18 protein-coding genes and 5 tRNA genes are annotated in these 24,588 nt (G+C 39.3%); 4 read left to right on the top strand and 19 right to left on the bottom strand.

The window, feature by feature from the left end; all coding sequences use genetic code 11:
- Positions 1 to 96: 96 nt before the first annotated feature.
- From clpX to R0J88_RS08530, 8 genes are all read right to left on the bottom strand, one after another.
- The gene (gene clpX, locus R0J88_RS08565) at positions 97 to 1,380 is read right to left on the bottom strand and encodes an ATP-dependent protease ATP-binding subunit ClpX (RefSeq protein ID WP_006794855.1); all 1,284 of its coding nucleotides are present in this window, start codon (positions 1,378 to 1,380) and stop codon (positions 97 to 99) included.
- A gap of 133 nt (positions 1,381 to 1,513) precedes the next feature.
- Entirely contained in the window at positions 1,514 to 2,131 is a 618-nt protein-coding gene (gene clpP, locus R0J88_RS08560) for an ATP-dependent Clp endopeptidase proteolytic subunit ClpP (RefSeq protein ID WP_008126622.1), read from the bottom strand.
- 165 nt (positions 2,132 to 2,296) lie between these two features.
- Positions 2,297 to 3,601 (bottom strand): trigger factor, encoded by a 1,305-nt coding sequence (gene tig, locus R0J88_RS08555; protein WP_276754624.1) that lies wholly within the window; start codon positions 3,599 to 3,601, stop codon positions 2,297 to 2,299.
- Between the two features lie 355 nt (positions 3,602 to 3,956).
- Positions 3,957 to 4,033: transfer RNA gene (locus R0J88_RS08550), tRNA-Pro, on the bottom strand.
- A gap of 70 nt (positions 4,034 to 4,103) precedes the next feature.
- A tRNA-Pro gene (locus R0J88_RS08545) sits at positions 4,104 to 4,180 on the bottom strand.
- 13 nt (positions 4,181 to 4,193) lie between these two features.
- Positions 4,194 to 4,269: transfer RNA gene (locus R0J88_RS08540), tRNA-His, on the bottom strand.
- A 23-nt stretch (positions 4,270 to 4,292) separates the two neighbouring features.
- A tRNA-Arg gene (locus R0J88_RS08535) sits at positions 4,293 to 4,369 on the bottom strand.
- 58 nt (positions 4,370 to 4,427) lie between these two features.
- Positions 4,428 to 4,504: transfer RNA gene (locus tag R0J88_RS08530), tRNA-Pro, on the bottom strand.
- 347 nt (positions 4,505 to 4,851) lie between these two features.
- On the opposite strand from R0J88_RS08530, the gene folD reads away from it, so the two are divergent.
- Complete coding sequence (gene folD, locus R0J88_RS08525; RefSeq protein ID WP_008127813.1) at positions 4,852 to 5,706, top strand: bifunctional methylenetetrahydrofolate dehydrogenase/methenyltetrahydrofolate cyclohydrolase FolD; 855 nt, start codon at positions 4,852 to 4,854, stop codon at positions 5,704 to 5,706.
- 62 nt (positions 5,707 to 5,768) lie between these two features.
- On the opposite strand, the gene cysS is transcribed toward folD, so the two are convergent.
- Positions 5,769 to 7,148: a cysteine--tRNA ligase gene (cysS, locus tag R0J88_RS08520; protein ID WP_010557191.1), complete on the bottom strand. Its 1,380-nt coding sequence runs from the start codon at positions 7,146 to 7,148 to the stop codon at positions 5,769 to 5,771.
- A gap of 132 nt (positions 7,149 to 7,280) precedes the next feature.
- On the opposite strand from cysS, the gene R0J88_RS08515 reads away from it, so the two are divergent.
- Together R0J88_RS08515 and R0J88_RS08510 are read left to right on the top strand one after the other, a co-directional pair.
- Entirely contained in the window at positions 7,281 to 7,772 is a 492-nt protein-coding gene (locus R0J88_RS08515; RefSeq protein ID WP_008128620.1) for a peptidylprolyl isomerase, read from the top strand.
- 89 nt (positions 7,773 to 7,861) lie between these two features.
- A complete protein-coding gene (locus R0J88_RS08510; protein ID WP_410899666.1) occupies positions 7,862 to 8,599 on the top strand; it encodes a UDP-2,3-diacylglucosamine diphosphatase in 738 nt (245 codons plus the stop codon).
- A gap of 103 nt (positions 8,600 to 8,702) precedes the next feature.
- Here R0J88_RS08510 and R0J88_RS08505 read toward each other — a convergent pair whose 3' ends face one another.
- The 3 genes from R0J88_RS08505 to miaE all read right to left on the bottom strand — a co-directional run bounded on the left by R0J88_RS08505 (position 8,703) and on the right by miaE (position 13,750).
- Positions 8,703 to 10,616 carry a sensor histidine kinase gene (locus R0J88_RS08505; protein WP_410899665.1) on the bottom strand — a complete coding sequence of 638 codons (1,914 nt, stop codon included), beginning with the start codon at positions 10,614 to 10,616 and terminating at the stop codon, positions 8,703 to 8,705.
- Entirely contained in the window at positions 10,603 to 12,828 is a 2,226-nt protein-coding gene (locus tag R0J88_RS08500; protein WP_410899664.1) for an EAL domain-containing protein, read from the bottom strand. The genes R0J88_RS08505 and R0J88_RS08500 overlap by 14 nt, the downstream gene beginning before the upstream one ends.
- Positions 12,829 to 12,991: 163 nt before the next feature.
- Positions 12,992 to 13,750: a tRNA isopentenyl-2-thiomethyl-A-37 hydroxylase MiaE gene (gene miaE, locus R0J88_RS08495; RefSeq protein ID WP_010557196.1), complete on the bottom strand. Its 759-nt coding sequence runs from the start codon at positions 13,748 to 13,750 to the stop codon at positions 12,992 to 12,994.
- 205 nt (positions 13,751 to 13,955) lie between these two features.
- On the opposite strand from miaE, the gene R0J88_RS08490 reads away from it, so the two are divergent.
- The gene (locus R0J88_RS08490; RefSeq protein WP_305401839.1) at positions 13,956 to 14,555 is read left to right on the top strand and encodes a Yip1 family protein; all 600 of its coding nucleotides are present in this window, start codon (positions 13,956 to 13,958) and stop codon (positions 14,553 to 14,555) included.
- A 90-nt stretch (positions 14,556 to 14,645) separates the two neighbouring features.
- Here the strand turns inward: R0J88_RS08490 and purF are convergent, their stop codons facing one another.
- From purF to R0J88_RS08455, 7 genes are all read right to left on the bottom strand, one after another.
- Complete coding sequence (purF, locus tag R0J88_RS08485; protein WP_010557197.1) at positions 14,646 to 16,172, bottom strand: amidophosphoribosyltransferase; 1,527 nt, start codon at positions 16,170 to 16,172, stop codon at positions 14,646 to 14,648.
- 18 nt (positions 16,173 to 16,190) lie between these two features.
- On the bottom strand, positions 16,191 to 16,685 hold the full coding sequence (locus R0J88_RS08480; RefSeq protein WP_006793890.1) for a CvpA family protein: 495 nt from the start codon (positions 16,683 to 16,685) through the stop codon (positions 16,191 to 16,193).
- Between the two features lie 184 nt (positions 16,686 to 16,869).
- Complete coding sequence (locus R0J88_RS08475) at positions 16,870 to 17,559, bottom strand: SPOR domain-containing protein (RefSeq protein WP_276755970.1); 690 nt, start codon at positions 17,557 to 17,559, stop codon at positions 16,870 to 16,872.
- An 11-nt stretch (positions 17,560 to 17,570) separates the two neighbouring features.
- The gene (folC, locus tag R0J88_RS08470; RefSeq protein WP_410899663.1) at positions 17,571 to 18,836 is read right to left on the bottom strand and encodes a bifunctional tetrahydrofolate synthase/dihydrofolate synthase; all 1,266 of its coding nucleotides are present in this window, start codon (positions 18,834 to 18,836) and stop codon (positions 17,571 to 17,573) included.
- A gap of 24 nt (positions 18,837 to 18,860) precedes the next feature.
- Positions 18,861 to 19,736 (bottom strand): acetyl-CoA carboxylase, carboxyltransferase subunit beta, encoded by an 876-nt coding sequence (gene accD / locus R0J88_RS08465; RefSeq protein ID WP_008128641.1) that lies wholly within the window; start codon positions 19,734 to 19,736, stop codon positions 18,861 to 18,863.
- 150 nt (positions 19,737 to 19,886) lie between these two features.
- Entirely contained in the window at positions 19,887 to 20,681 is a 795-nt protein-coding gene (truA, locus tag R0J88_RS08460; RefSeq protein ID WP_410899662.1) for a tRNA pseudouridine(38-40) synthase TruA, read from the bottom strand.
- A gap of 155 nt (positions 20,682 to 20,836) precedes the next feature.
- Positions 20,837 to 24,588, bottom strand: a 3,752-nt coding sequence (locus R0J88_RS08455; RefSeq protein WP_410899661.1) for a FimV/HubP family polar landmark protein, incomplete at its 5' end; no start/stop codon positions are given.

The following is a 24,588-nucleotide window of genomic DNA, read 5'->3' as shown; positions in this document are numbered from 1 at the left end:
TAACCACATTAAAGTTCAACAATTTTCCCCGACTCGTTTAAATTAATTATAAAAAAAGGAGCCCTAGGCTCCTTTTTAATGCAAATAGCTTAAAAACTATTCAGATGCTGCTTTATCTTGATTATTATTTTCATATATCAAGATTGGATCAGACTCACCTTTAATTACCGTTTCGTCAATAACTACTTTGCTGACATCATCCATAGATGGAAGTTCGTACATGGTATCTAGTAAAATACCTTCTACGATAGAGCGAAGGCCACGTGCACCGGTTTTACGAACCATTGCTTTGTGAGCGATAGCAGATAAAGCATCATCACGGAACTCAAGCTCTACATCTTCCATACCAAACAACACTGAGAACTGTTTAGTAATCGCGTTTTTAGGCTCACTTAGAATCTGTACGAGTGCAGCTTCATCTAACTCTGTGAGTGTAGCAACTACAGGTAAACGGCCAATAAATTCAGGTATTAAACCGTATTTCACTAAGTCTTCAGGCTCTACGTCTTTAAACGTCTCGCTTAAAGAACGCGTTTCTGCAGACTCTTTAACACTAACGCCAAAACCAATGCCAGTATTTTTATGGCTACGTTGCTCAATGACTTTATCAAGCCCTGAAAACGCACCACCACAAATAAACAAGATCTTAGACGTATCTACTTGTAAAAATTCTTGCTGTGGGTGTTTGCGTCCACCTTGAGGAGGCACAGAAGCAATCGTACCCTCAATCAGCTTAAGTAATGCTTGTTGCACACCTTCACCCGACACATCGCGCGTGATTGATGGGTTATCTGATTTGCGAGAAATTTTGTCTATTTCATCAATGTATACAATGCCACGCTGTGCTTTTTCCACATCGTAGTCGCATTTTTGCAATAGCTTTTGGATGATATTTTCTACATCTTCGCCCACGTAACCGGCTTCGGTAAGTGTCGTTGCATCAGCCATTGTAAACGGTACGTCAAGTAAACGAGCCAGCGTCTCTGCTAGTAATGTTTTACCACTACCAGTCGGACCTATTAGCAAAATATTACTTTTACTAAGCTCAATATCTTGCTTGGTTGATTGATTACGAAGACGTTTGTAATGGTTGTAAACAGCAACAGACAATACTTTTTTCGCATGGTCTTGGCCGATAACGTAGTCGTCTAGGTGTTTTCGAATTTCTTTTGGAACAGGTAGTTTATCAGACGAGTCATGCTTAGGAGCAATATCTTTGATCTCTTCCCTGATAATATCGTTACACAACTCTACACATTCATCACAAACGTATACTGAAGGGCCTGCAATTAATTTGCGTACTTCGTGCTGGCTCTTGCCACAAAAAGAGCAGTATAACAATTTATTACTTTTGTCGCCGTCTGTAGGAGTGTCAGACATTCAGCTACCTCATCTTATTACGTTGGCCACCAAAATTTGTGGTGGCTATTTCAATACGCTTAACTATAACAAAATTTATTGTTTTTCGCATAGTAACTAAAAGTGATTAACAGGTCCCCTGCTCACCAAGCGCTTACTTTTTATCGCGATTTGCAAATACTGAGTCAACTAAGCCGTACTCTACAGCTTCTGAAGCGCTCATGAAGTTGTCACGATCAGTATCTTTTGAAATCACATCTAACGGCTGACCCGTGTGTTCTGCCATTAAGCGATTTAGCTTATCTTTAATAGATAGTATTTCTTTGGCGTGTATTTCAAAGTCAGACGCCTGACCTTGGAAACCACCTAAAGGTTGGTGGATCATTACACGTGAGTTAGGTAAGCAAAAACGTTTACCTTTAGCACCAGCGGTAAGCAAAAATGCCCCCATGCTCGCTGCTTGTCCTACACAAATAGTACTCACATCAGGTTTGATAAAGTTCATTGTGTCGTAAATTGCCATACCAGCAGTTACTGAGCCACCCGGTGAATTTATGTATAAGAAAATATCTTTATCAGGGTTCTCTGATTCTAAAAATAGCATTTGCGCTAAAATCAGATTTGCCATGTTGTCTTCAACTTGGCCTGTTAAAAAAATAATACGCTCTTTTAAAAGTCGCGAATAAATATCATACGAGCGCTCACCTTTTGGTGTTTGCTCAACAACCATAGGGACCAATGCATTTAGGGGATCTGTAATACCAGTATTCATACTTATTTAATTCCTTATGCGCTTATACTTATCCTTATTATAAGGAAGCATAGTTATCGTTTTTCGCAAATTAAGAGCCAAAAACTAAAAATGGCCCGGGCACGCTGTTTAAACAGTGTAACACGAGCCATTTAATCGTTAGCGAGAGCTTAAGTCAATGACTTATTAAGCACCTTGCTGCGGATTCATGATGTCATCAAATGCTTTTTCAACGTCTGAAACATTTGCTTTAGCTAAAATAGCTTCAACAGCTTGCTCTTCCATTGCAACATTACGCATTTGTTGCATAAGTTGATCATTTGCTTTGTAGTATTCTACTACTTCAGTTGGATCTTCGTATGCAGAAGCCACTGTTGCAATTAATGCTTCAACTTTAGCATCATCAACTTTAATGTCGTTAGCTTTGATTACTTCGCCTAATAAAAGACCAGTTTTAACGCGTGTTACAGCTTGCTCATGGAACAATTCAGCTGGAAGCTCAGGCATGTTTTTAGCGTCGCCGCCAAAACGTTGAGCTGCTTGCTGACGTAATGCGTCAACTTCTTGATCAACAAGTGCTTTTGGCACTTCAATTTCGTTGTTTTCTAAAAGACCTTTGATTGCTTGGTCTTTAACGTTAGCTTTAACCGCTTGGTCAAGTTCACGCGTCATGTTCTTTTTAACTTCTTCTTTAAGCGCGTCTACGCCGCCTTCGGTAACACCGAATTTAGTTGCAAACTCTTCGCTTAATTCAGGAAGCTCTTGCGCTTCTACTTTTTTCACTGTGATAGTGAATTGAGCTGCTTTACCTTTAAGGTTTTCAGCATGGTAATCTTCAGGGAATGTTACATCTGCAATAACTTCTTCGCCTGCTTTCTTACCAACGATGTTATCTTCAAAACCTGGGATCATACGACCTTGACCAAGCTCTAAAGGGAAGTCATCAGCTTTACCGCCTTCAAATACTTCACCGTCGATAGTACCTACGAAATCAACTGTTACACGGTCACTTTCGCCAGCAGCTGTATCAACTTCAGCCCATTCTGCGTGTTGCTTACGAAGAGTTTCTAGCATGTTAGCTAAATCTTCGTCAGTTACTGTTACCGCTGGTTTTTCAACAGCAATTTTGTCTAAACCTTGAACTTCAACTTCAGGGTAAACTTCAAATGTAGCTGAGAATTCTAAGTCTTTACCTGCTTCAAGTGATTTAGGAGCGAATGAAGGCGCGCCAGCAGGGTTAATTTTTTCAGCAACGATTGCTTCAATGTAGTTACGTTGCATTACTTCGCCAGCAACTTCTTGACGAACTGCAGCGCCAAAACGCTTGTTAATTACAGATACAGGTACCTTACCAGCACGGAAACCATCTATACGCTGTGTTTTTGACAGTTGTTGTAGGCGTTTTTTTACTTCGGTCTCAACGTTCTCTGCAGGAACGGTGATAGTTATACGGCGCTCAAGGCCTTGGGTCGTCTCAACAGAAACTTGCATGATTTACCTCAATATTCAATTTTGGCGACTGTTCGCCTTCCTTACAAACAAAGTGATCTGCATGAGTCTTGATAAAGTTTAAGCGATTTTTCACACTTAAAAGCATCCGTCGCTACCATGAGATACCATTGCTGCTTTGCCCTTAGGGCACTATGTTAAACAATAGACGCGGCATTATAACCTAATATTTATGATAGTCGAGTATGGGGGGCAATTATTTGGGATAGATTGGGTACTACAGCACCTAACCGAGTAAAAAACAGGCTAACCGTTGTTTTCAGAGGTTTAAGTGAGTTTTATTTATAGCAATATAAAAATAGAATAAAAAAATACAGAGGAGTTATAAATAAGAAAATGGTCGGCGATGCAGGATTTGAACCTGCGACCCCTTGGACCCAAACCAAGTGCGCTACCAAACTGCGCTAATCGCCGACATTGAAGGCTAAGCTTCTTTTTTCATACTGAACAATTAAACAGAGCGTTTAAAACCACCTTGAGAAAGTGGTCGGCGATGCAGGATTTGAACCTGCGACCCCTTGGACCCAAACCAAGTGCGCTACCAAACTGCGCTAATCGCCGATATTCTTGTAAATGGGGTGACTGATGGGGCTCGAACCCACGACAACCGGAATCACAATCCGGGGCTCTACCAACTGAGCTACAATCACCGCTATATTTACATGTTTTCAAATGGCGCACCCAGAAGGATTCGAACCTTCGACCGACGCCTTAGAAGGGCGTTGCTCTATCCAGCTGAGCTATGGGCGCATCGAAAACTTCATAGTTTACCAATAAGCTATTCGATTATAATTAAATTATAAAAAAATGGTCGGCGATGCAGGATTTGAACCTGCGACCCCTTGGACCCAAACCAAGTGCGCTACCAAACTGCGCTAATCGCCGTTACTTACTATTCTCTACGAGTGACCTCGTTGACAACGGGGTGCATAATAGTGATTTGACGGGGTTAGGTCAAACGTTTTTTTAAGAAAACAAATCAAGTGGTCATTTTTAGCCCACAATGGCTAAATATTATAATAGAAGACTGAAATTTAAACTATTTAATTACTCTAGTACTATATAGATGAAAAGCAACTTGGCGCTGCAATGCTTTTCTGCGAAAATGGCTTAGGTAATATTAAATGAAAAATAAAGTTGTTATTTTCTTTATAAGCATATGCCCCTTTTTATTATGCGTTCATTTGTAAAGTATCGGTATCTAGTTAATTAACCCCAATTAAAGGTCAACCATGACGGCAAACATCATTGATGGTAAAGCAATCGCAAAACAAGTACGTAGTACAGTTGCACAACGCGTAAGCGAACGCGTTTCTAAAGGATTACGCGCCCCCGGACTTGCAGTAGTCCTCGTAGGACTTGATCCAGCAAGCCAAGTTTATGTTGGTTCAAAGCGTAAAGCCTGTGAAGAAGTTGGTTTTATTTCAAAATCATTTGATTTACCTGCAGACACAAAAGAAGATGCTCTTTTAAGTTTAATTGATGAACTAAATAATGATGCAGAAGTAGATGGCATTTTGGTGCAGTTACCTTTACCTGATGGACTCGATGCAGAGAAAATTTTAGAACGCATTACACCACACAAAGACGTTGATGGCTTTCACCCTTACAATATAGGTCGTTTAGCACAGCGTATGCCTGCGCTTCGTCCTTGTACGCCAAAAGGGATTATTACTTTACTCGATTCTACCGGTGTTCGGTATAAAGGCATGCATGCGGTTGTGGTTGGCGCATCAAATATTGTGGGCCGCCCTATGTCGTTAGAGCTATTACTAGCCGGTTGTACGACTACTGTGTGCCATAAGTTTACACAAGATTTAGAAACTCATGTGCGACGCGCAGACCTGTTGGTTGTAGCCGTGGGCAAACCTGAATTTATCCCTGGAGATTGGGTAAAAGAAGGCGCCATTGTTATAGATGTAGGTATAAACCGTTTAGATACAGGTAAACTGGTGGGCGACGTTGAATACAGCATTGCAGAGCAGAAAGCTCATTTTATTACTCCTGTTCCTGGCGGGGTTGGTCCAATGACCGTGGCCAGCTTAATTGAAAATACATTAGAAGCATGCGAAAAATATCATAGCTGAATGTAATTCAAATAAAAAAGGGTTGCCATTCGGCAACCCTTTTTTATTGCAAGCGAGTAGTATTAAGCCTTACGCCACGTTGTTTTACCGGCTGAATCTTCAAGTATTACACCTAATGCATTAAGCGCATCACGTGCTTCATCAGCAGCAGCCCAGTCTTTACTCGCACGTGCTTCATTACGTTTTACTATTAAGGCTTCAATCGTTGCAACTTCATTATCATCTTGCCCGCCTTGTAAAAAAGCCTCAGGCGCTTGTTGTGCAACGCCTAATACTTCGCCAATAGTACGTAATATAAACGCAAGTTGACCCGCCTGTATTGCATCGCTTTCTTTTACGCGGTTTAGCTCTTTTGCCAGCTCAAATAAAACAGGTAAAGCCTCTGGAGTATTAAAATCATCATCCATTGCTTTTCTAAATTTAATCACGAACTCGTTACTCTCAAGCTCACATTCGATAGGTTTAACGTCACGTAAAGCAGTATAAATACGTTCAAGCGATGAACGTGCTTGGTCTAAGTTTTCTTGCGAGTAATTAAGTTGGCTGCGGTAATGGCCTGATATTAAAAAGTAACGAACCGACTCAGGGTCGTACTCTTTTAGCACATCGCGTACAGTAAAAAAATTATCTAACGATTTAGACATTTTTTCTTTATTTACTTGTACCATGCCAGTGTGGATCCACGTATTTACATACTCACCATTATTGGCACAGCATGACTGCGCAATTTCATTTTCATGGTGCGGAAACTGTAAATCAGAACCCCCACCATGAATATCAAAATGTTCACCTAAATGCTTTGAGCTCATAGCTGAACATTCAATGTGCCAACCTGGGCGCCCTTCTCCCCATGGAGATGACCATGAAGGCTCGCCGGCTTTAGCTTTTTTCCATAAAACAAAGTCCAATGGGTCATCTTTATCTTGTGCCACTTCAACACGTGACCCTGACTGAAGCATGGTTAAATCTTGCTGAGAGAGCGCACCGTATTGCTCAAACGTTGAAACATCAAATAACACGTCACCATCAGCTGCTACATAAGCATGCCCTTTAGCTATTAAACGCTCAACCATTTCAATAATTTCACCCATGTGCCCTGTCACTGTTGGTTCTACATCCGGGCGTAACATGTTTAGGCTATCAAAATCTTCATGCATGGCTTTGGTCATGCGCAGTGTTAAATCGTTTATTGACTCTTTATTTTCATTTGCACGTTTAATAATTTTGTCGTCAACGTCGGTAATATTACGCACATATTTTAAATTGTAACCAATATGGCGAAGGTAGCGAACAATGACGTCAAAGCCAACAAATGTACGCGCATGACCGATATGACAGTAATCGTAAATGGTGATACCACACACATACATGTCGATTTTACCATCGACCATAGGTTTAAATTGTTCTTTTTGTCGCGTGAGTGTGTTGTATATTTGTACCATTTAGTTGGTGTCCTTCACTATTATCAAGAAAATGTATGTTACCACTTGAAAAGCATGGGCTCTAGCGCTTTGTTAATCTTAGCTAACTAAGATAAAATAGTGCGACTATTTAAACCAGATATAGGAAAGCACATGGTTGTTCTACACACAAACTTTGGTGACATCACCATTAAAATGTTTGAGCAAGAAGCTCCAAACACAGTAAAAAACTTTTTAGAGTATGCAAACGCAGGTTTTTACAACGGTACAATTTTTCACCGTGTAATTGATGGCTTTATGGTTCAAGGTGGTGGCTTTGTTTCAGGTATGGAGCAAAAAGACGTTAACGATCCAATTCAAAACGAAGCTAACAACGGCCTGTCTAATAAAGTAGGTACTTTAGCTATGGCACGCACACCAGATCCACACTCTGCTACAGCACAGTTTTTTATTAATGTTAACAACAACGATTTTTTAAACCACAGCAGCGAAACGTCTCAAGGCTGGGGTTACTGTGTGTTTGCTGAAGTAGTTGAAGGCATGGACATTGTAGAAAAAATTAAAGGGGTAGCTACTGGTAGCAATGGTTTTCACCAAGATGTTCCTCTTGAAGACGTGATCATCGAAAGCGTTACTGTTAACTAATAGTTCGCTTACCCACATAACGTGGAGTATCAGCGGGTGTCATTGCAACATGCATGCGCCCGCTTTATTTTTATCGAAAAGATATCCCTATGACTCAAAAAACGTATTTTATTGCTGATTTACATTTAACTGAAAACAGACCTGATATTAGCGCTGCTTTTTTTAAGTTTTTAGAATCTAACATTTTGAATCAAGACGTTGATGCGCTTTACATTTTAGGTGACTTTTTTGAAGTATGGGTAGGTGATGACTACGTCACTGAACTTGCGCGCAGTGTAGCTACAAAGCTTAAAGCAATAAGTGATTCAGGTATTCCCGTCTATTTTATTCATGGTAATCGCGACTTTATCCTGCGAGAAAACTATGCAAATTTAGCAGGTATGACACTGTTAGATGAGCAAACTGTTATAGACCTTTACGGCACACCCACTGTTATTTTACATGGGGATGAAATGTGTACCCAGGATATTGAGTATCAAAAATTTCGTAAAAAAAGCCGTGGTTGGTGGTGGCCAAAATTAATGCTTGCCATGCCATTATGGTACCGAAAAAAAATAGCTCGCAATGCCCGTGAAAAAAGTAAGCTTAGCCAAGCAGATAAACCGATAGAAATTTTAGACGTTGTTGATGATGCTGTCCTTTCGACATTTAAGAGGCACAAAGTTGTTAACATGATCCATGGTCATACGCACCGACCAAATATTCATACATACTCACTAAATGGACAAACGCTTACACGCACTGTTTTAGGTGACTGGTATGAACAAGGCTCCTACTTAATTGTTACACCTCAAGAACAAAGGCTAATAAACACACCATTTAAATGAGCTATATAAAGCCATTTTTAGAGCCTCAAACCCTAAGTGTAGTTCCTTTAAGGCCCTATATAGCATTTAAATAATACGTTAAAAGTTAAATGTGGGTACTCACTTAATTTTTAGGCAACGTAATTGTAAATCGAGTTTTAAATTTATCCTCCCATTGAGGATCAGACTCTAAAACCAATTGCCCTTTTAAAATTTTAGTGACCCATTGAGAAACCATATAAAGCCCAAGCCCTATGTTCCCTTTACCGCGCGCTGATGTATGAAAGGGCTCAAAAATAACAGATTGCTGCTGCTGATTAATCCCGCATCCGCTGTCTGATACGCTAATATTTATATCTCCTTTATCACTTTCCTCAACCTTAATTTCAATCTCACCAGATTGATTCTCTTCAAAAGCGTGGTTAAGCGCATTCATTATAAGGTTTTCAATAACCTGTGAAATAATCCCAGGGCGACTTTTAAGCGTGCAGCTATCATTAAACAAGGTTTTAATTTTAACCTTTGAAGTTTTTAATCGAGAGTTCAGCGTAATCAACAACTCTTTTATTATTGTTTCAACATTACATTCAATAAATTCTTCATTGTTTCTATCAATAGCCATTTTTTTAAAGCTTTTTACAAGTACAGCAGCTTTATCTAGGTTTACTCTGGCTAAGCCTAAATTATCATCTAAGCTTGATACGCTGTTCTCTAGCAGAGACTTTGTTAAGCCAGTTTTTATACCTTCATTGAGGCGGCTCATCACCGACTCAGCGTTAGTAACAGAAATAATAGCACCGCCAATAGGCGTGTTCATCTCATGAGCTACACCCGCAACAAGCATGCCTAATGAAGATAATTTTTGCGCTTCAACAAAGCTATCCTGCAAAAGTTGCTGCTGCCTAATGGTATTTGAAAGTTGATTATTGACAGAATCCAGCTCCAACTTTTCAGCGCGTAACTGGTCAAATAAATCTTTTAGCGTTTTTGTATAGCAATATTCTCTATATAAAATGAAGCCACCAATAAACAAAAGAATAATACCGCCAATACCAGCATAACCTAGCGCCGTAAAGTGTATTTTATTCATCAACTTATCTTTACTTTTGATGTAAATATAAATGACTTCATTAAGGGTTTCATTATGCCTTTTTGAAAAAAGTGCGGGCAGCTTGTCTAACGAATAAATGTTTGAATCAAAATATCTTACTGTATTTTCTTGTTGGTTTTGCATAGACTCCCAGAGTGATGGGTTATAATTAGCAATTGTTAGCTCTGGCAATCCAAGCATAAACCCCCACTCTTTAGACTTATCATTGTTAAAAATCCAATACCCATCTTTGTTTACAATATTAATTTGAGCGTTTTCAGAAGAGTAATTTCTAATTTTCTGAAAAAAGTCAGATAAGTTAAAATTAATTATAATGAGGCCATCAACTATAAATTCGCTTGAGCTAGTTCGATAAGTAACTCTAATGGTGGGTTCGTATGGCTCAACTATTGAACCATACTCCATGTTTAAATCAATTCTTGATAAAAATGAATCAGGTGCCTCTATCGATATACCTTGCCTAAAGTAATAGCGCGACATTTTGTTTTGGAGCTCTTTTTGCTTAACAACTTTTGCCTCACCGTTTTTAAAGTCAACTCTAAAACGTTCGTTCCCGGTAATATCAATCCACCGAATTTGCGAAATGATAGGCGATAATAACCCAAAATTAACGAAGTAATCATTTATGCTTCGTATGGATTCTCGGTCTCTAAACATATACCTGAGCTTATTGCCCCTTTTTAGGTTTTTGTTGTCTGCTAAAACTTGTGTTAGTTTTTTTATACTACTTAGCTCTTTTACAAACTCTGTCTGCACTAGAGATAGTTTGTCGTCTTGATAATCTTGAACAAGCGTAAGTCTTGCTTGGTAAATTTGCCAATAAACTAAAAAACTAATAACGCCAGCAGCAACTATAATAAACAATGCTTTAACATATATTTGTTTGTTATTTAAACTAACAGAAAGTTTATGATCAAACTTTTCCATATTGCTTTAACCATGTTGTTAAATCGTCAAAAAACAGTGGTTTTGAAAAGTAATAACCTTGGGCTACATCACAACCTATTTTTTTAACCCATTCACACTGCTCTAGTGTTTCTACACCTTCAACAATAATCGAAAAATCAAATCGTTTGGCTAAGTTTACAATCATTTCTAGGATGTATTGGTTATTAGCATTGCGCTCAATATCAGTTAAAAAACATCTATCTATTTTTAAAATATTTGCAGGTATCTCAGTTATGTGTGAAATAGATGAATAACCTGTTCCAAAGTCATCAATGCTTACTTTAATACCCAGCGCCATAAATTTATCTAACGACTCTCTAATTAAATCGTAATTACTGATCGCTTGAGTTTCAGTAATCTCTAGCTCAAGCATTTCTGGAGGTATATTGGCATCTTTTAACTTATGAAGAATTTTTTTACAGTAGTCCGGGTCAACTAAATCAAAGGCAGATGCATTAAAAGCAATAGGCAGATTTACGCCTATATCACTTAACTTATGAATGGTCGAAATTATCTTATCGAAAATAACGCTGTCTAATTCACTAATTAAACCAGCTGTTTCAGCAAGTTCAATAAATACTTCTGGGCTTACAAAACTTCCGTCTTCTAGTTGCCAACGAGCCAATGCTTCAAAGCCCACAGGGGTTAATGTTGCTAAGTCCATTTTCGGCTGTAAGGCTACTTGTAACGTACTAGCACCAATTACTCTTCTTAATCGGGCCATTAAACTATATCGGTTAGTTAATGCTTCTGTTTTTTCTTGGGTATGCTTGATGTATTTTAACGATGCATTATGGCTATCATTTAAGCTAGACTCAGCAATACTTATTATTTTTTCGGGTACAATATTTAAAACAGAACTGAGCGCTAAATCAAGAATTCTCAAATCAGCATATTGTTTTACAGAGGTAATTATACATTTTTGCCTTATTAGGCTAGCTATCATTTCGTCAGTTATATCGAAGTTTGCGTTTATAAGTAATCCAAAGCTGCTGTTATTAATAATGGCAATACGCGCTGAATAACCATCAAAAATAGTCATTAAATTTTTATAAACTTCTTTTAATAGCTTTTGACAAAAATCGTGGCCAAACGAAAAAGCTTTTTCTTCAAATTGCTCAACTTCAAAAACTAATAAACGTGTTTGATACTGCTCGTGGAGGTTCATATTTTTTATTTCACGAGTGAGCCAGTTACGATTGTGCATGTTTAACGACACATCGGTATATGCAAGTTCAGTAAGCTTGTTAAGCAGAGCTATATTACTGAAGCCTGTGCTTACATTTTCACTGAATACTTTTAATAAATATTCATTTTGCTCTGATATTTCATTGTCCGATTGAACAATCGTTATATAGCTTTCCCCAGCTATTTCTTTGTTACAAAAATAAAATACCGTGTGGTGTTCAGAAAAAACGTGCCTTTTTTCATCTAAAGCTCGCTCAAAATCACTGTAGATTTGTGGAAGCAAAACCCTATCGTCAATAAGCTTTCCCTCATAACCATCAAAACAACCATTAGCTGTCGAAATATGCGCTCTGATAATTTCGCCATCACTTTGGGTAGAGCACATAATCCCCCCTCCCTCGGTGACGTTTAAAATATTACTGATTTCTTCTAAAACAGCTTTAGAGAAAGATCTCATATCGTGTTTACTGTTTATGCTTCTTGAAGCATCTAAAACTAGCTGAAGACCTTTTCTGGCTGAAGATATTTGTGAAATGTATTTCCAGGTGCGTAAGTTGCTTGTAACAATAGATTGTAATTTTTCAGCAGAGACGTCTGATTTATTCCAATACTCGTCTATATCAAGCGTTTTCATTATTTGCTGTTCGGGAGCAAAACCTGGTTGACCTGTAAGTAAAACAATACGCATGTCTGCATTACCAATCACTTCCCTTATGGTGCTAACTAGCCTGAGACCTGAGTCATCATCTTCCATAACAACATCTATAAAGGTGAGTGCTATATCTGGATGCAAACTAAGCACTAAAGCTGCTTGTGAAACCGAGTTAGCTGTGAGGACTTCTATTTCACAATTATCATCTGGTCTCATTTCTTTTAAGCTATTGGTTAAAGCATGTTGATAATTTAGATCGTCCTCAACAGTGAGAACTTTTATTTTTTTTATTGTTGAGCTGTCTTCTTCACGCTCCTCATCAAATACAAACAAACTGTTGCTATCGGACATCCTACACCGCCTATATAAAAAACATACAACTAAATTTAATAGATATAGTTCGTAAATTTGTATGTAACTATTTACTATATATATAGTAGAAGGCGATTTAAGTTTGGTCTAATTTTTAGTGCTTTATCTCATCAGTTATGCAAAAAATAAAGCACTGGGGGGATTATGCTGGAGTACCACTATGAAATTTGAAGTCTTCATCTGCTGATACAATAAGTTCAGCTTCAATTTCACCAAATTCCTTAACCCTTTGCGTAATATCAAAATCGGCAATTTCTTGCGCCAAGGCTAGATAATCTTGATAATGACGTGCCTCTGAGCGCAGGAGCGAAATATAAAAATCACCTAGACGTTTATCTACATGGGGCGCCAACTTTGCAAAACGCTCACACGAGCGTGCCTCAATGTAAGCACCTACAATTAATTTGTCGACAAGTGCATTTGGCTCGAATGTTTTAACATTTCGTAACATCCCTTTAGCGTAACGACATGGTGTAATACTTTGGTACTCTACACCATACTCATCCATTATTTCTAAAACTTGGTAAAAGTGATGTAACTCTTCTTTTATGAGCAACACCATTTTGTCAATTAAGTCTTGCCCGTAAGGAGAGTTAGACTTGGGAATGATTGATTTAGTAAGCTTGTTTTTTGCTGCTAAATCACGCCAGTTACCTTCACGTTTATAAATAAGTGTTTCGAATGGTTTAAGCCAAGCTAAAAGTGCATCACCGCTTTCTTTATCTACTGCATACTTACGAATTAAAAACATTGCTGACTGAGCGGCTTTTAACTCACAAATTAAGTGATCTATTAAAATAACTGACAGATTTTCTTTTTTGATTGCTTTATCTACCCACTGAGTCGGTGTTTTGCACAATAAAAAGTCATGAATAGGCTCTAACAGCTGGCTATGTGACACGTTTAATACTCATTGCTAATTAAAATTAAAGAACCTGTATTTTAACACGAATTCACGGTTTGATTAAATCAAAGCCAACTTCATTTATTTGTTAAAAATTAGTTAACTTGACTTTGTACACTATGTGGCCCATAACTGTAAATGAACTGTATAAATAATACACTACAAAAAAAACAATAATACCTTCCTAAACGGAGTACACACTATGATATTAAACCACCTATGGGGCTTATACGCTCACCCACTTGAAGAGTGGCAAACAATTGATAACCGACACGAAAGCTTGACCTATAGCTTGTCACACATTTTACTTATTGCTTTGTTTCCATCAATAATGGGGTATTACTCGTCTGTTTACTTGGGCTGGAGCATTGGCACTGGTGGTCTAGTATTCTTAACACATGAGAGCGCGCTGTTAATAGCTATAGCCATGTATGTAGCTTTAATTATAGGTGTATTTGCACTTGCCTATTTAGCCCATTGGATGGCCGTTACTTTTGGCTCTAAACCCACCTTTACTCAAACGCTTGAACTAGCGGCTTACACAGCAACACCGGTATTTATGTCTGCGCTTGCCGCTTTTTGGCCTGTGCTTTGGTTTGTTGTATGTGCTGGTATTGCTGCATTAGCCTACTCGGTTTATTTACTTTATACCGGAGTACCTATACTCATGCACATACCTGAAGAACGTGGTTTTATTTATGCAAGCTCGGTCGTTACCTGTGGGCTTATATTATTAGTCATCATATTAGCTGCCACTGCGATTCTTTGGACAAATGGCATTGTAAGCCCCATGTTCACATAATGAATTTTTAGTAACTCGATTAAGTAATATTCAACCAACAAAAAAGGAGCTCATTAGCTCCTTTTCTAAAATAAAAAATACTCGAAAGTATTAATCAGTCTCGTTTTCTTCTTGGTTATGTATTTCTAACCCTGATGACATCGCTGTTTCGCGTGTGCTCTTAGCTGTATCATTTCTCAGTTTATCTATTCGGTTTAAATAGTTTTGATCTATATCACCTGTTATATATTGCCCGTCAAACACAGAAGTTTCAAATTGAGTTATTTCTGGATTTTCTTGGCTTACAGCGGCCATTAAATCTGTTAATGACTGAAAAATCAATCCGTCAGAACCAATACTTGCGTTTATATCTTCAACCTCACGGCCATGCGCAATAAGTTCAGCTGCCGATGGCATATCAATACCATAAACATTTGGAAAGCGTATTTCAGGAGCTGCTGAAGCAAAATATACATTTTTAGCACCAGACTCTCGCGCCATTTCCACAATTTGTGCAGATGTAGTACCGCGCACTATTGAATCGTCAACAAGTAATACATTTTTACCTTTAAATTCACGGTCAATTGCGTTTAGCTTTTGACGCACTGACTTTTTACGCATTTCTTGACCAGGCATGATAAACGTACGGCCAATGTAACGGTTTTTAACAAAGCCTTGGCGGTACGGTAAATCAAGTACACGAGCAATTTCAAGCGCGACGTCACACGAAGTTTCTGGAATAGGAATGACAACATCAATGTCTTTATCTGCCCACTCACGTGCTATTTTTTCACCCAGTTTGGTACCCATGTTTACGCGTGTTGCATAAACCGACATTCTGTCTATTGTTGAGTCTGGACGAGCAAAATAAACAAATTCAAAAATACAAGGCGAGTAAGACACTTTATCTGCACAATTTAATGAGTGAAACTGTCCATCTTCAGTCACAAAAATAGCTTCACCTGGGGCTACATCGCGAATAAACTCAAAGCCATCAGGTTTTAGTGCCACACTTTCTGAGGCAAACATGTATTCCGTGCCTTTTTCAGTCTCGCGTTTACCAAAAACAAGAGGGCGAATACCGTTAGGATCACGAAACGCTACAACGCCGTGACCGATAATCATAGCAATGGCTGCATAGCCACCCGTTACTTTTTTGTTTACCTCAGCAACAGCTGTGAACACATCTTCAGGGTCTAGGTGCAACTTGTCTGAGCGACTAAGCTCATGTGCCATAATATTCAGCAATATCTCAGAATCAGACGTTGTATTAACATGTCGACGTGCTTCTGAAAATAACTGTTCTTTTAGTTCTTCAGCATTTGTAAGGTTTCCATTATGCGCAAGGGCGATACCAAATGGTGAGTTTACATAAAAAGGCTGTGCCTCAGATGAACTAGAAGAGCCTGCTGTTGGATAACGTACATGGCCAATACCAATGGTGCCTTGTAGTCGCTTCATGTGACGTGTGTGAAATACATCTTTCACTAGGCCGTTTGCTTTACGTAAGCTAAACGTATTATTTTCAATGGTAATTATTCCCGCGGCGTCTTGCCCACGATGCTGCAAAACAGTTAAGCCATCATATATCGCCTGATTCACAGGAGACGTTCCGACTATTCCAACGATACCACACATGTAATTTATCCTCGCCGATTAACGGTTTACTGAATTTAAAAAGCTGGAGTTGTTTTCGAGGTACGAAAAAAACCATTCAACAACAAAGCCAAATTCTGGAATCAAAATAGAATTACCCCACCAGTGCGTATTAGGTGCACCAGTAAAAGCATCAAGAAAGAAGAGTAACGCGCTCACGACCAACACGCCTCGTAGAGCACCAAACACTATGCCAAAGACACGGTCAGTACCCGATAAGCCAGTACGAAGTACAAGCTGACCTAAAATATAGTTTAGTAAACCGCCTAACAGGAGCGTCGCAAAGAAGAGAATGGCAATGGCCGCCGCATTTCTTAAAAGGGGTTCAGAAATGCTTGTTAGGAAGGAAGCTAAATATTGGTAAAATAAACTTGAGATGATAAACGCGCCTGCCCATACCGCTAATGACATAGCTTCTTTTACAAAGCCGCGTATTAAACCGATGATGGTAGACAGTGCAATGATGCCAAGAATGGCGTAATCAACCCAGATCATAATAACCAATTAGTCGCTATTTTGGGGCGCATTCTATACCCAAACATCCTCAGTATGCAAGTTTAAACGGGAGATAACCGCAGCCAACCTGAAACATTTAATTAACATTTTGACGGTTAATAAATTGGCCTAAGTAATTGTGTAACATCAAAGAAAAAGGCCTTATTGTTTAAGGCCTTTTTAATTAGTTAGTTACTTCGTATTGGGTTATTTTACCGTTAAGCTTAGTAAGCTTTTTAAGTTCTGGTAATTGCTTTTCCAACTCAGTTTTATCAAGTGACGGGCCAACAAATACTTTTGTTAGCGTTCCGTTGGGTGTTTTTATAGGTTTAGTAAACGTATTAAACCCTTTTGAAGTTAATTTAGCCTGTAATGCTTTAACATTTGCAGCATGAGAAAAACTACCTAACTGCACCACATAGGCCATATCAGTTAGGTTTTCATCACTTTTACGCGGCGTAATAGGCTTAGGTGCCTCTTTAACTACTTTTTCGGGAACCTTAGTCTCTTCTTTCGCTTTAGCAACTTGCGGTTCAGCAATGTCAGTTTTTGTAGCTTTAGGTATGACTGACGCTTCAACTATTTTCTCTTCACTGGCAAAGTTGCTTTGTGAAATAGTATCGTCTTGCTCTAAAACGTCATCATCAGGAGAAATATCTTCAATGTTATCTTGTTTTAACGGCTCAGCTATAGCTACTTGATCATTAATTGAGTCTTGCAAGTCAATCGTTTTGAACTCAGGTCGCTCTGGGATCGCTTTAAAGCCTTCCTTGTAGTGCACTTTTTCGCCATCAAGTATGTTTGGGATAAACACAATAGCTGCGATCACCACAATACTTGTTCCAACTAAGCGATTTATAAAACTTGAGTTCACCGATATCCTCTCTATTTTTTAAAATAATTAATAGCATCTGCTACTGTAAAAAATGAACCAAATACAATTAAAATAACATTGTCTTGCTGCTTAGGTAAAATAACACTCAGTGCTCGTTCAACGCTTTCAAAGCTTTGTACCTTGTCGTGAGTAGATACGCTTTGTAGGGCTTCTTTTAAGTTATTAGCACTATCACCACGAGGGCCGCCTAAGCTAGCAAGAAACCAATCATCAACAAGATGGGCTAGCTCTTTGAGCACCGCTGCTTTATCTTTATCAGCAAGCATAGCGGCTAATGCATGAACTTTAAAGCCTTTATCTTTGTAACTTAATAACTTATTGGCTAAATAGCGAGCTGATTCTGGGTTGTGAGCGACGTCTGTAAATACCAATGGCTCTGTGCTTAACTGTTCGAAGCGCCCTTCCACCACCAAGTTAGCTAAGCAATTCTTTATTACATCAACATTTGGTAATAAATTTAAAACGCTTAGTACTGTTAGAGCAGTCGCTGCATTTTGCGCGGGTATTGCAGGCTTATTGAGTGTCAGGTTATGTTTTTCAAACTGCCAATTAAACGTTTTTTGATGCTCATTAAATATAAAGTCAGTGCCTGATAATGTCATATTGGCACTAATCTCGTTACCGTAATCAATCATTGTATGCGGGATACATAAGTCCCCAATGATAGCGGGAGTGTCTTTGCGGAATATACCCGCTTTATCGTACGCCACCAGCTCTCGGGTATCGCCAAGGTATTCTTTATGGTCTAAATCGATGGTTGTAATCACACTTGCGTATGGCGTTACTATATTTGTTGCATCAAAACGCCCGCCTAAACCAACTTCTAATAATACATAATCTACTTCAAAGCGCTTAAAAATAGCCAGTGCCCCCAACGTACCGTACTCAAAATACGTAAGCGGTGTGCGACCCCGGCCTTGCTCTAGCGTATTGAAGGCATCAGCATGGTATTGATCATCAAGCTCTTGACCATTTATGCGAACACGTTCGTTATATCGAATTAAATGAGGAGAGGCGTAAGTACCTACGCTGTAACCTTGCGCAAGTAGTAGCGACTCTAAGCAACGAGCGGTAGTCCCTTTGCCATTTGTGCCACCAATTAGAATTATTTTACTGGGGGTATTTAGTAAACCAATATTATTGGCAACATCTGCAACGCGCTCTAAGCCCATTGCAATGTTGGCTGGGTGAACACTTTCTAAATAAAAAAGCCAATCATCAAGGCTTGATGATTGGCTAGGGATTGTTTTTGTCATAGCATAAATCAGAAAAGCTTAAATTTACGCTACTCTATGCTCTTGTTCAGTAGAAGGCAAGTTCATAAATTTAGCAAGCACACGTGCTAACGTATCACGCATTTCACGGCGGTCAACAATCATGTCTATTGCACCGTGCTCAAGTAAAAACTCACTACGCTGAAAACCTTCTGGTAAGGTTTCGCGAACTGTTTGTTCTATTACTCGCGGGCCAGCAAAGCCAATTAAGGCTTTTGGTTCAGCAACGTTAATATCACCTAGCATTGCTAATGAAGCCGATACACCACCCATTGTTGGGTCGGTCATTACCGAAATAAATGGCAATCCTTTTTCGCTCATTTTAGCAAGTGCTGCACTGGTTTTGGCCATTTGCATAAGCGACATAAGTGCTTCTTGCATACGTGCACCACCTGAGGCAGAAAAGCACACTAATGGCATGTTGTGCTCTAAACATTGGTCTACGGCATCAACAAACCGTGCGCCAACAACCGAAGCCATTGAACCACCCATAAATGAGAATTCAAAAGCAACCGCAGCAACAGGAATGCCTTTTAAGCGGCCCTTCATTGCAACTAGCGCGTCTTTTTCGCCACTTGATTTTTGGGCTGCGCTAATACGGTCTGAGTATTTTTTAGAGTCTTTAAACTTTAATACATCTTTAGGCTCGTGCTCAGTACCAAGCTCCGTGCGGTCACCTTCATCTAAAAAGTGCTCTAAACGTTTACGGCCGCTCACACGCATGTGATGGTCGCATTTAGGACATACGTTTAATGATTTTTCTAGTTCAGCTTTATATAAAATTGAATCGCAAGCTGTACATTTAGCCCAAACGCCTTCTGGAATTTCTTTACGACCTGACGACTTAGTCGTTTTAGGTAAGATTTTTTCTAACCAACTCATTTGCAACTCTCTTAATGCTGTTCTGTGTCGCGAGTCTGCTAATAAGTAGCAGACAGATTTTTTCAATTAAAACATGAATTACACAAACACGGTATAAAAAACTGGTCTTAGTAGTTAGAGGAAATTAAATTTAGCGATTAATAATTCTAACTAAATATCAACATCAGGTAAAAATAATGGCCCTAGTGGGGTTTTAGGAATATTAAACTGCTCTGGGTAATCAACATCGACTAAATACAAACCAGCGGCTTTAGCGGTTGCACTCGCTTTTGCACGCTCTTTTAAATCTAATAGCTCTTTTAGCCATACAGGTTGGTGCTTGTGTAAGCCAATATCCATTAAGCAACCGGTTATATTGCGCACCATATGATGCAAAAATGCATTTGCCTTAATATCAATTACAACGTAATCACCTTGGCGCTGAACAGATAAGTGATGAATTGTACGTTTAGCGGTATTAGCTTGGCAGTGTAATGCTCTGAATGATGTAAAGTCATGCTCACCAATTAAATGCTGACACGCCTCTTGCATTACCTTTTCATCTAGCTTGTGATGGAAATGAGTAACACCTTCGTTCATAACAGCTCCACGGTATGGATAGTTATAAATAACGTAACGATACCTTCTTGCGGTTGCACTAAAACGTGCATGAAAGTCTTCTGCAACAGGTTGAGCAAATCGAATAGCAATATCTTTAGGTAGCAAAGTGTTCATACCCATAGTAAACGCGACCATTTCACGAGATGCATTGGTTTCAAAATGAACAACTTGGCCTGTTCCATGCACTCCTGCGTCAGTTCGCCCTGCACACACAATTTCAACTTGGTGGTTACAGATACTCGACAGCGCCTTTTCTACTTCTTGTTGTACGCTATTTACGTGCGATTGACGCTGCCAACCACTATAACGTGCGCCATTATATTCAACCCCAAGTGCTACTCGCATATTTATCGTTTTACCTACTGTACTAATTAACGGCGCATTTTATGCTATCTCGCGGCGCAATAAAAGCGACCGTGATGTAATCATATAAAAACAATAAAAAACCCATAATCAGCATCACCAATTATGGGTTTATCGTATTTAAATTAACACAAAAGCTATTGTTGTAATTTTGCTTGCAAACTAAGCGCTTCTTCTTGAACTTCTTCAGGCCCTTTTGCTATTACGTCTTCAATCACTTTAAGCGCGGAATCGAAGTCGTCAATTTCAATATAGGCACGTGCTAAGTCTAACTTAGCGGAATAACCTCCACTCTCGGCATCAACGTCTGTTGGATTATCACCAGCAAGCAATGCATCAAACTCACTTAAACCTAAATCTATATTTACGTCATTGTAAGGCTCATGCTCAAGTTCAGCATCGTCACTTTGCTCAAGTAATGAGTCAATATCTACAAAATCGTCTTCACCTAAAGGTTTTGCGTCTTCAGCTTCAGGGACAGGCTCTTTATGATTAAACACTTCTTCATCAACTAAGTCTTCTTTCAATAAAGAATCAAAGTCAACATCAAACTCGCTGCTATCTTCTATAGCAAGTTCATCGGGAGCGGCTAACTCATTGAGCAATGAATCGAAATCGGTTTCACTTAAATCAGCCATAAATTCATCATCAAGTGCTTCATCTGATACAAGGTTAGTATCACCCTGAGAGTCAACTTGAGTTAGTTCAGCTTCACGATCAACATTAGTTTGTTCATTTATTTCATCGTCCGATTCACTTATAAATGCTGGATTGTCTAGCCCAACGCTGCTATCAGGCGCTAAATAGTCCGCATCAGCGTTATTCGACTCTGAGAGTAAATCATCAAGTGTGTCATCGTTTAAGTCGTTAAGATTGTCGAGCTCACCATCTAGTTCATTAAATTCATCAATTAACAGGTCGTCATTAAAGTTAATTCCCGCGCTGTCTATATCATCTTCAGCTGAATTTTGATTATCAGCTTCGTTGTCATTAAGCTCTGGAGTTAACGCATCGTCACTGGTTATTTCACTATTATCTTCACCTGAACCTGAGAAATCAGCACCATTACTCGGTCTATTAGGAAGTAGCTCTTCAACTTCTTCTGCTGAAACCGCATCATCGTTAACTTGAGCAATTGATCCCTCAACCTCGTCATTGATTTCAAGCTCAGCATCTAGTTCATCTAGTTCACCTAGTTCATCTAGTTCATCTAGTTCATCTAGTTCATCTAGTTCATCTAGTTCATCTAGTTCATCATCAACAGTTTGCTCGATGCCTAAATCAGATGATTCAAACTCTACGCTATTAGGTAAATCAGTGCTATCAGCGTCATCATCTGAAACTGGCACCTCATCTATTTCAACAGGTAAAGGATCAAGTTCTAAATCAACACCGGTTTCTGCTAAATCGTTTTGTGAGTATTCAAGGTTTTCTTCTAAAAATTGTTTTTCATCAGTAACTTCAGGCGCTGCAACTTCAGCCTTGTCATTAGTTTCTAGCACTAACTCTGATTCATCAAACTCATTATCAATTAATGGTTCATTATCAAAGTCATCTTCTAGGCTATCTAAATCAAAATTTGATGAAAGTGCTTGCGATAGTTCTTGCTCTGTTTGGCTTGGTGATAATTCTGGTTCATGCTCAATGTCGACTTCCTGAGCAATCGGACTGCCGCCATCATCTAAATCTTGTTCAAATTCTTTAGTATCCGTTCTCTCAATGTCGTTTGGGGGCGTTTCTAAAACTTGCTCTTCAACACCTTCTGCACCCACTGAATCAAACTCTAAATCAGCGCCTAGTAATGAATCTTCGTCCGTATCCTCTGGGACTAAAACGTTGGCTTCTTCATTAATTTCAGGCTCTAAACTTGACTCGTCAAAATCGCTATCAATTAATGGCTCATCATCAAAATCATCTTCTAAGCTATCTAAATCAATATTTGATGAGAGCGCTTGCGATAGTTCTTGCTCTGTTTGACTTGGTGATAGTTCTGGCTCTAGGCCTGCATCTAAAGTTTCATCAATTGTGGTATCACTAACAACTTCATCTAAATTTAATCCATCTAGCTCTTCGTCGTTATCAGTATCACCATCTGGCGTCTCTGAAACAAGCTCCTCAAAGTCTTCTGCATTGACAGAATCAAATTCTAAGTCGGCGTCTAACCCTGCTAAATCAACCTGTGAGTCATCAAAGTCCTCTTGCGATAACAATGCTTCATCTGTAATTTCTGGTAGTGGTTCTTCACTTTCTGAATTAGTATCATGTCCTGAATCTGACTGTTCAAACTCACTATCGATTAACGGTTCATCATCAAAGTCATCTTCTAGGCTATTTAAATCAATACTTGATGAGAGCGCTTGTGATAATTCTTGCTCTGTTTGACTTGGTGATAGTTCTGAACCAAGCTCTTCACCAGCCAGCAAATCGGTATCATTATCCGAAAAATCTGAAACCTCTTCTGCAAATTCTTCGTCATCATCTAATTCTTTATGCTCTTCTTTTGTCGCGAATTCTTCAGCATCGCCTACCGCCAATAGCTCATTGTCATCAATTATTGGGGCTTCATCAAAATCAGCAGTGGCATGGGGCTCATCATCAAGTTCCTCGTCAAAGTTACTCAAGTCTGCGCCCTTAGAAATAGAGTCAGCTAAATCTTTTTCTGTTTGACTAACAACATTTTCACCTTCATTGCTAGTAGATTCTTGCGTTTCAGCCCCTTGATCTTCAGCTATTTCTAACTCAGGGTAATCGTCTAACTCTTCACTAGGCGTTATTGATTCTGTTTCTAGTATTTCATCCTCAAGGGATAAATCAGAATCTGTGTCTTCTGCTAATGGATCATCACCTAGATCAACTTCAACCTCTTCAATTTCATCGTCCAGATCATCAAGTGTCCAATCAGGGCTTTCTACGTATTCTGAGTCTTCTGGTTGTTGTAATTCATTTAAGAGTTCGTCTACACTTTGCAACGCATCATCGTTATATTCATCCAGTAAATCTTCTGGATCTAAAAGCGTGTCTGATGTGTCTGTAAAATCATCGGCCCCAAAGTCTTCAAGCACTTCATTAGGCTCTAGCTCTTCTTCAAGTGCTGGCTCCTCTTCAAGCTCTGGCTCTTCTTCAAGCTCAGGCTCATCTTCAAGCTCGGGCTCCTCTACAAGCTCTGGCTCTTCTGCAAGCTCTGGCTCCTCTTCAAGCTCTGGCTCTTCTGCAAGCCCTGGCTCTTCTTCAAGCTCTGGCTCTTCTGCAAGCTCTGGCTCTTCTTCAAGCTCAGGCTCTTCTGCAAGCTCAGGCTCTTCTGCAAGCTCAGGCTCTTCTTCAAGCTCTGGTTCTTCATTAAGCTCTGGCTCTTCTTCAAGCTCAGGCTCCTCTACAAGCTCTGGCTCTTCTGCAAGCTCTGGCTCTTCTTCAAGCTCTGGCTCTTCTTCAAGCTCTGGCTCTTCTGCAAGCTCTGGCTCTTCTTCAAGCTCTGGCACTTCTTTAAGCTCTGGCTCCTCTACAAGCTCTGGCTCATCTTCAAGCTCTGGCTCTTCTTCAGACTCATTCTCCGATTCAGATTCATCAATCAAAGCTGAAGCTAAAGATTCGACATCATCAACATTTAACTCTTCTTGCGCATCAGCTAAATCATCGACAGAACCGGCCAAAGCAGTATCAATGTCATCGCTTTCTTCTACTGAATTGTCTGTTGATGTTTCATTTGCTGAGCCGTCGTCCGCTTTATCAATTAAGCTGTCGATATCGTCCAAATCAAAGTCATCGCTTTCTTCGACTAACTCATCAGTTTGCGTTTCATTAGCTGAATTTTCATCTGCTTCATCAATTAAGCTGTCGATATCGTCCAAATCAAAGTCATCACTTTCTTCAACTAACGACTCTGTTTGCGTTT

It is taken from the genome of Pseudoalteromonas sp. SIMBA_162 (genome assembly GCF_046535955.1).
GTDB classification, from domain to species: Bacteria; Pseudomonadota; Gammaproteobacteria; order Enterobacterales; family Alteromonadaceae; genus Pseudoalteromonas; species Pseudoalteromonas marina.
The sequence above is the reverse complement of the archived record's forward strand: the minus strand, read 5'-3'. Positions and strand labels throughout refer to the sequence as shown.

Bases quoted from the DNA above. Each gene is read 5' to 3' on its own strand.
- R0J88_RS08480 (WP_006793890.1), bottom strand. From the start codon at position 16,685: ATGATCTGGGTTGATTACGCCATTCTTGGCATCATTGCACTGTCTACC.
- clpP (WP_008126622.1), bottom strand. From the start codon at position 2,131: ATGAATACTGGTATTACAGATCCCCTAAATGCATTGGTCCCTATGGTT.
- truA (WP_410899662.1), bottom strand. From the start codon at position 20,681: ATGCGAGTAGCACTTGGGGTTGAATATAATGGCGCACGTTATAGTGGT.
- folC (WP_410899663.1), bottom strand. From the start codon at position 18,836: ATGACAAAAACAATCCCTAGCCAATCATCAAGCCTTGATGATTGGCTT.
- tig (WP_276754624.1), bottom strand. From the start codon at position 3,601: ATGCAAGTTTCTGTTGAGACGACCCAAGGCCTTGAGCGCCGTATAACT.
- R0J88_RS08510 (WP_410899666.1), top strand. From the start codon at position 7,862: ATGACTCAAAAAACGTATTTTATTGCTGATTTACATTTAACTGAAAAC.
- accD (WP_008128641.1), bottom strand. From the start codon at position 19,736: ATGAGTTGGTTAGAAAAAATCTTACCTAAAACGACTAAGTCGTCAGGT.
- R0J88_RS08515 (WP_008128620.1), top strand. From the start codon at position 7,281: ATGGTTGTTCTACACACAAACTTTGGTGACATCACCATTAAAATGTTT.
- purF (WP_010557197.1), bottom strand. From the start codon at position 16,172: ATGTGTGGTATCGTTGGAATAGTCGGAACGTCTCCTGTGAATCAGGCG.
- clpX (WP_006794855.1), bottom strand. From the start codon at position 1,380: ATGTCTGACACTCCTACAGACGGCGACAAAAGTAATAAATTGTTATAC.
- R0J88_RS08505 (WP_410899665.1), bottom strand. From the start codon at position 10,616: ATGGAAAAGTTTGATCATAAACTTTCTGTTAGTTTAAATAACAAACAA.
- folD (WP_008127813.1), top strand. From the start codon at position 4,852: ATGACGGCAAACATCATTGATGGTAAAGCAATCGCAAAACAAGTACGT.
- R0J88_RS08500 (WP_410899664.1), bottom strand. From the start codon at position 12,828: ATGTCCGATAGCAACAGTTTGTTTGTATTTGATGAGGAGCGTGAAGAA.
- R0J88_RS08490 (WP_305401839.1), top strand. From the start codon at position 13,956: ATGATATTAAACCACCTATGGGGCTTATACGCTCACCCACTTGAAGAG.
- cysS (WP_010557191.1), bottom strand. From the start codon at position 7,148: ATGGTACAAATATACAACACACTCACGCGACAAAAAGAACAATTTAAA.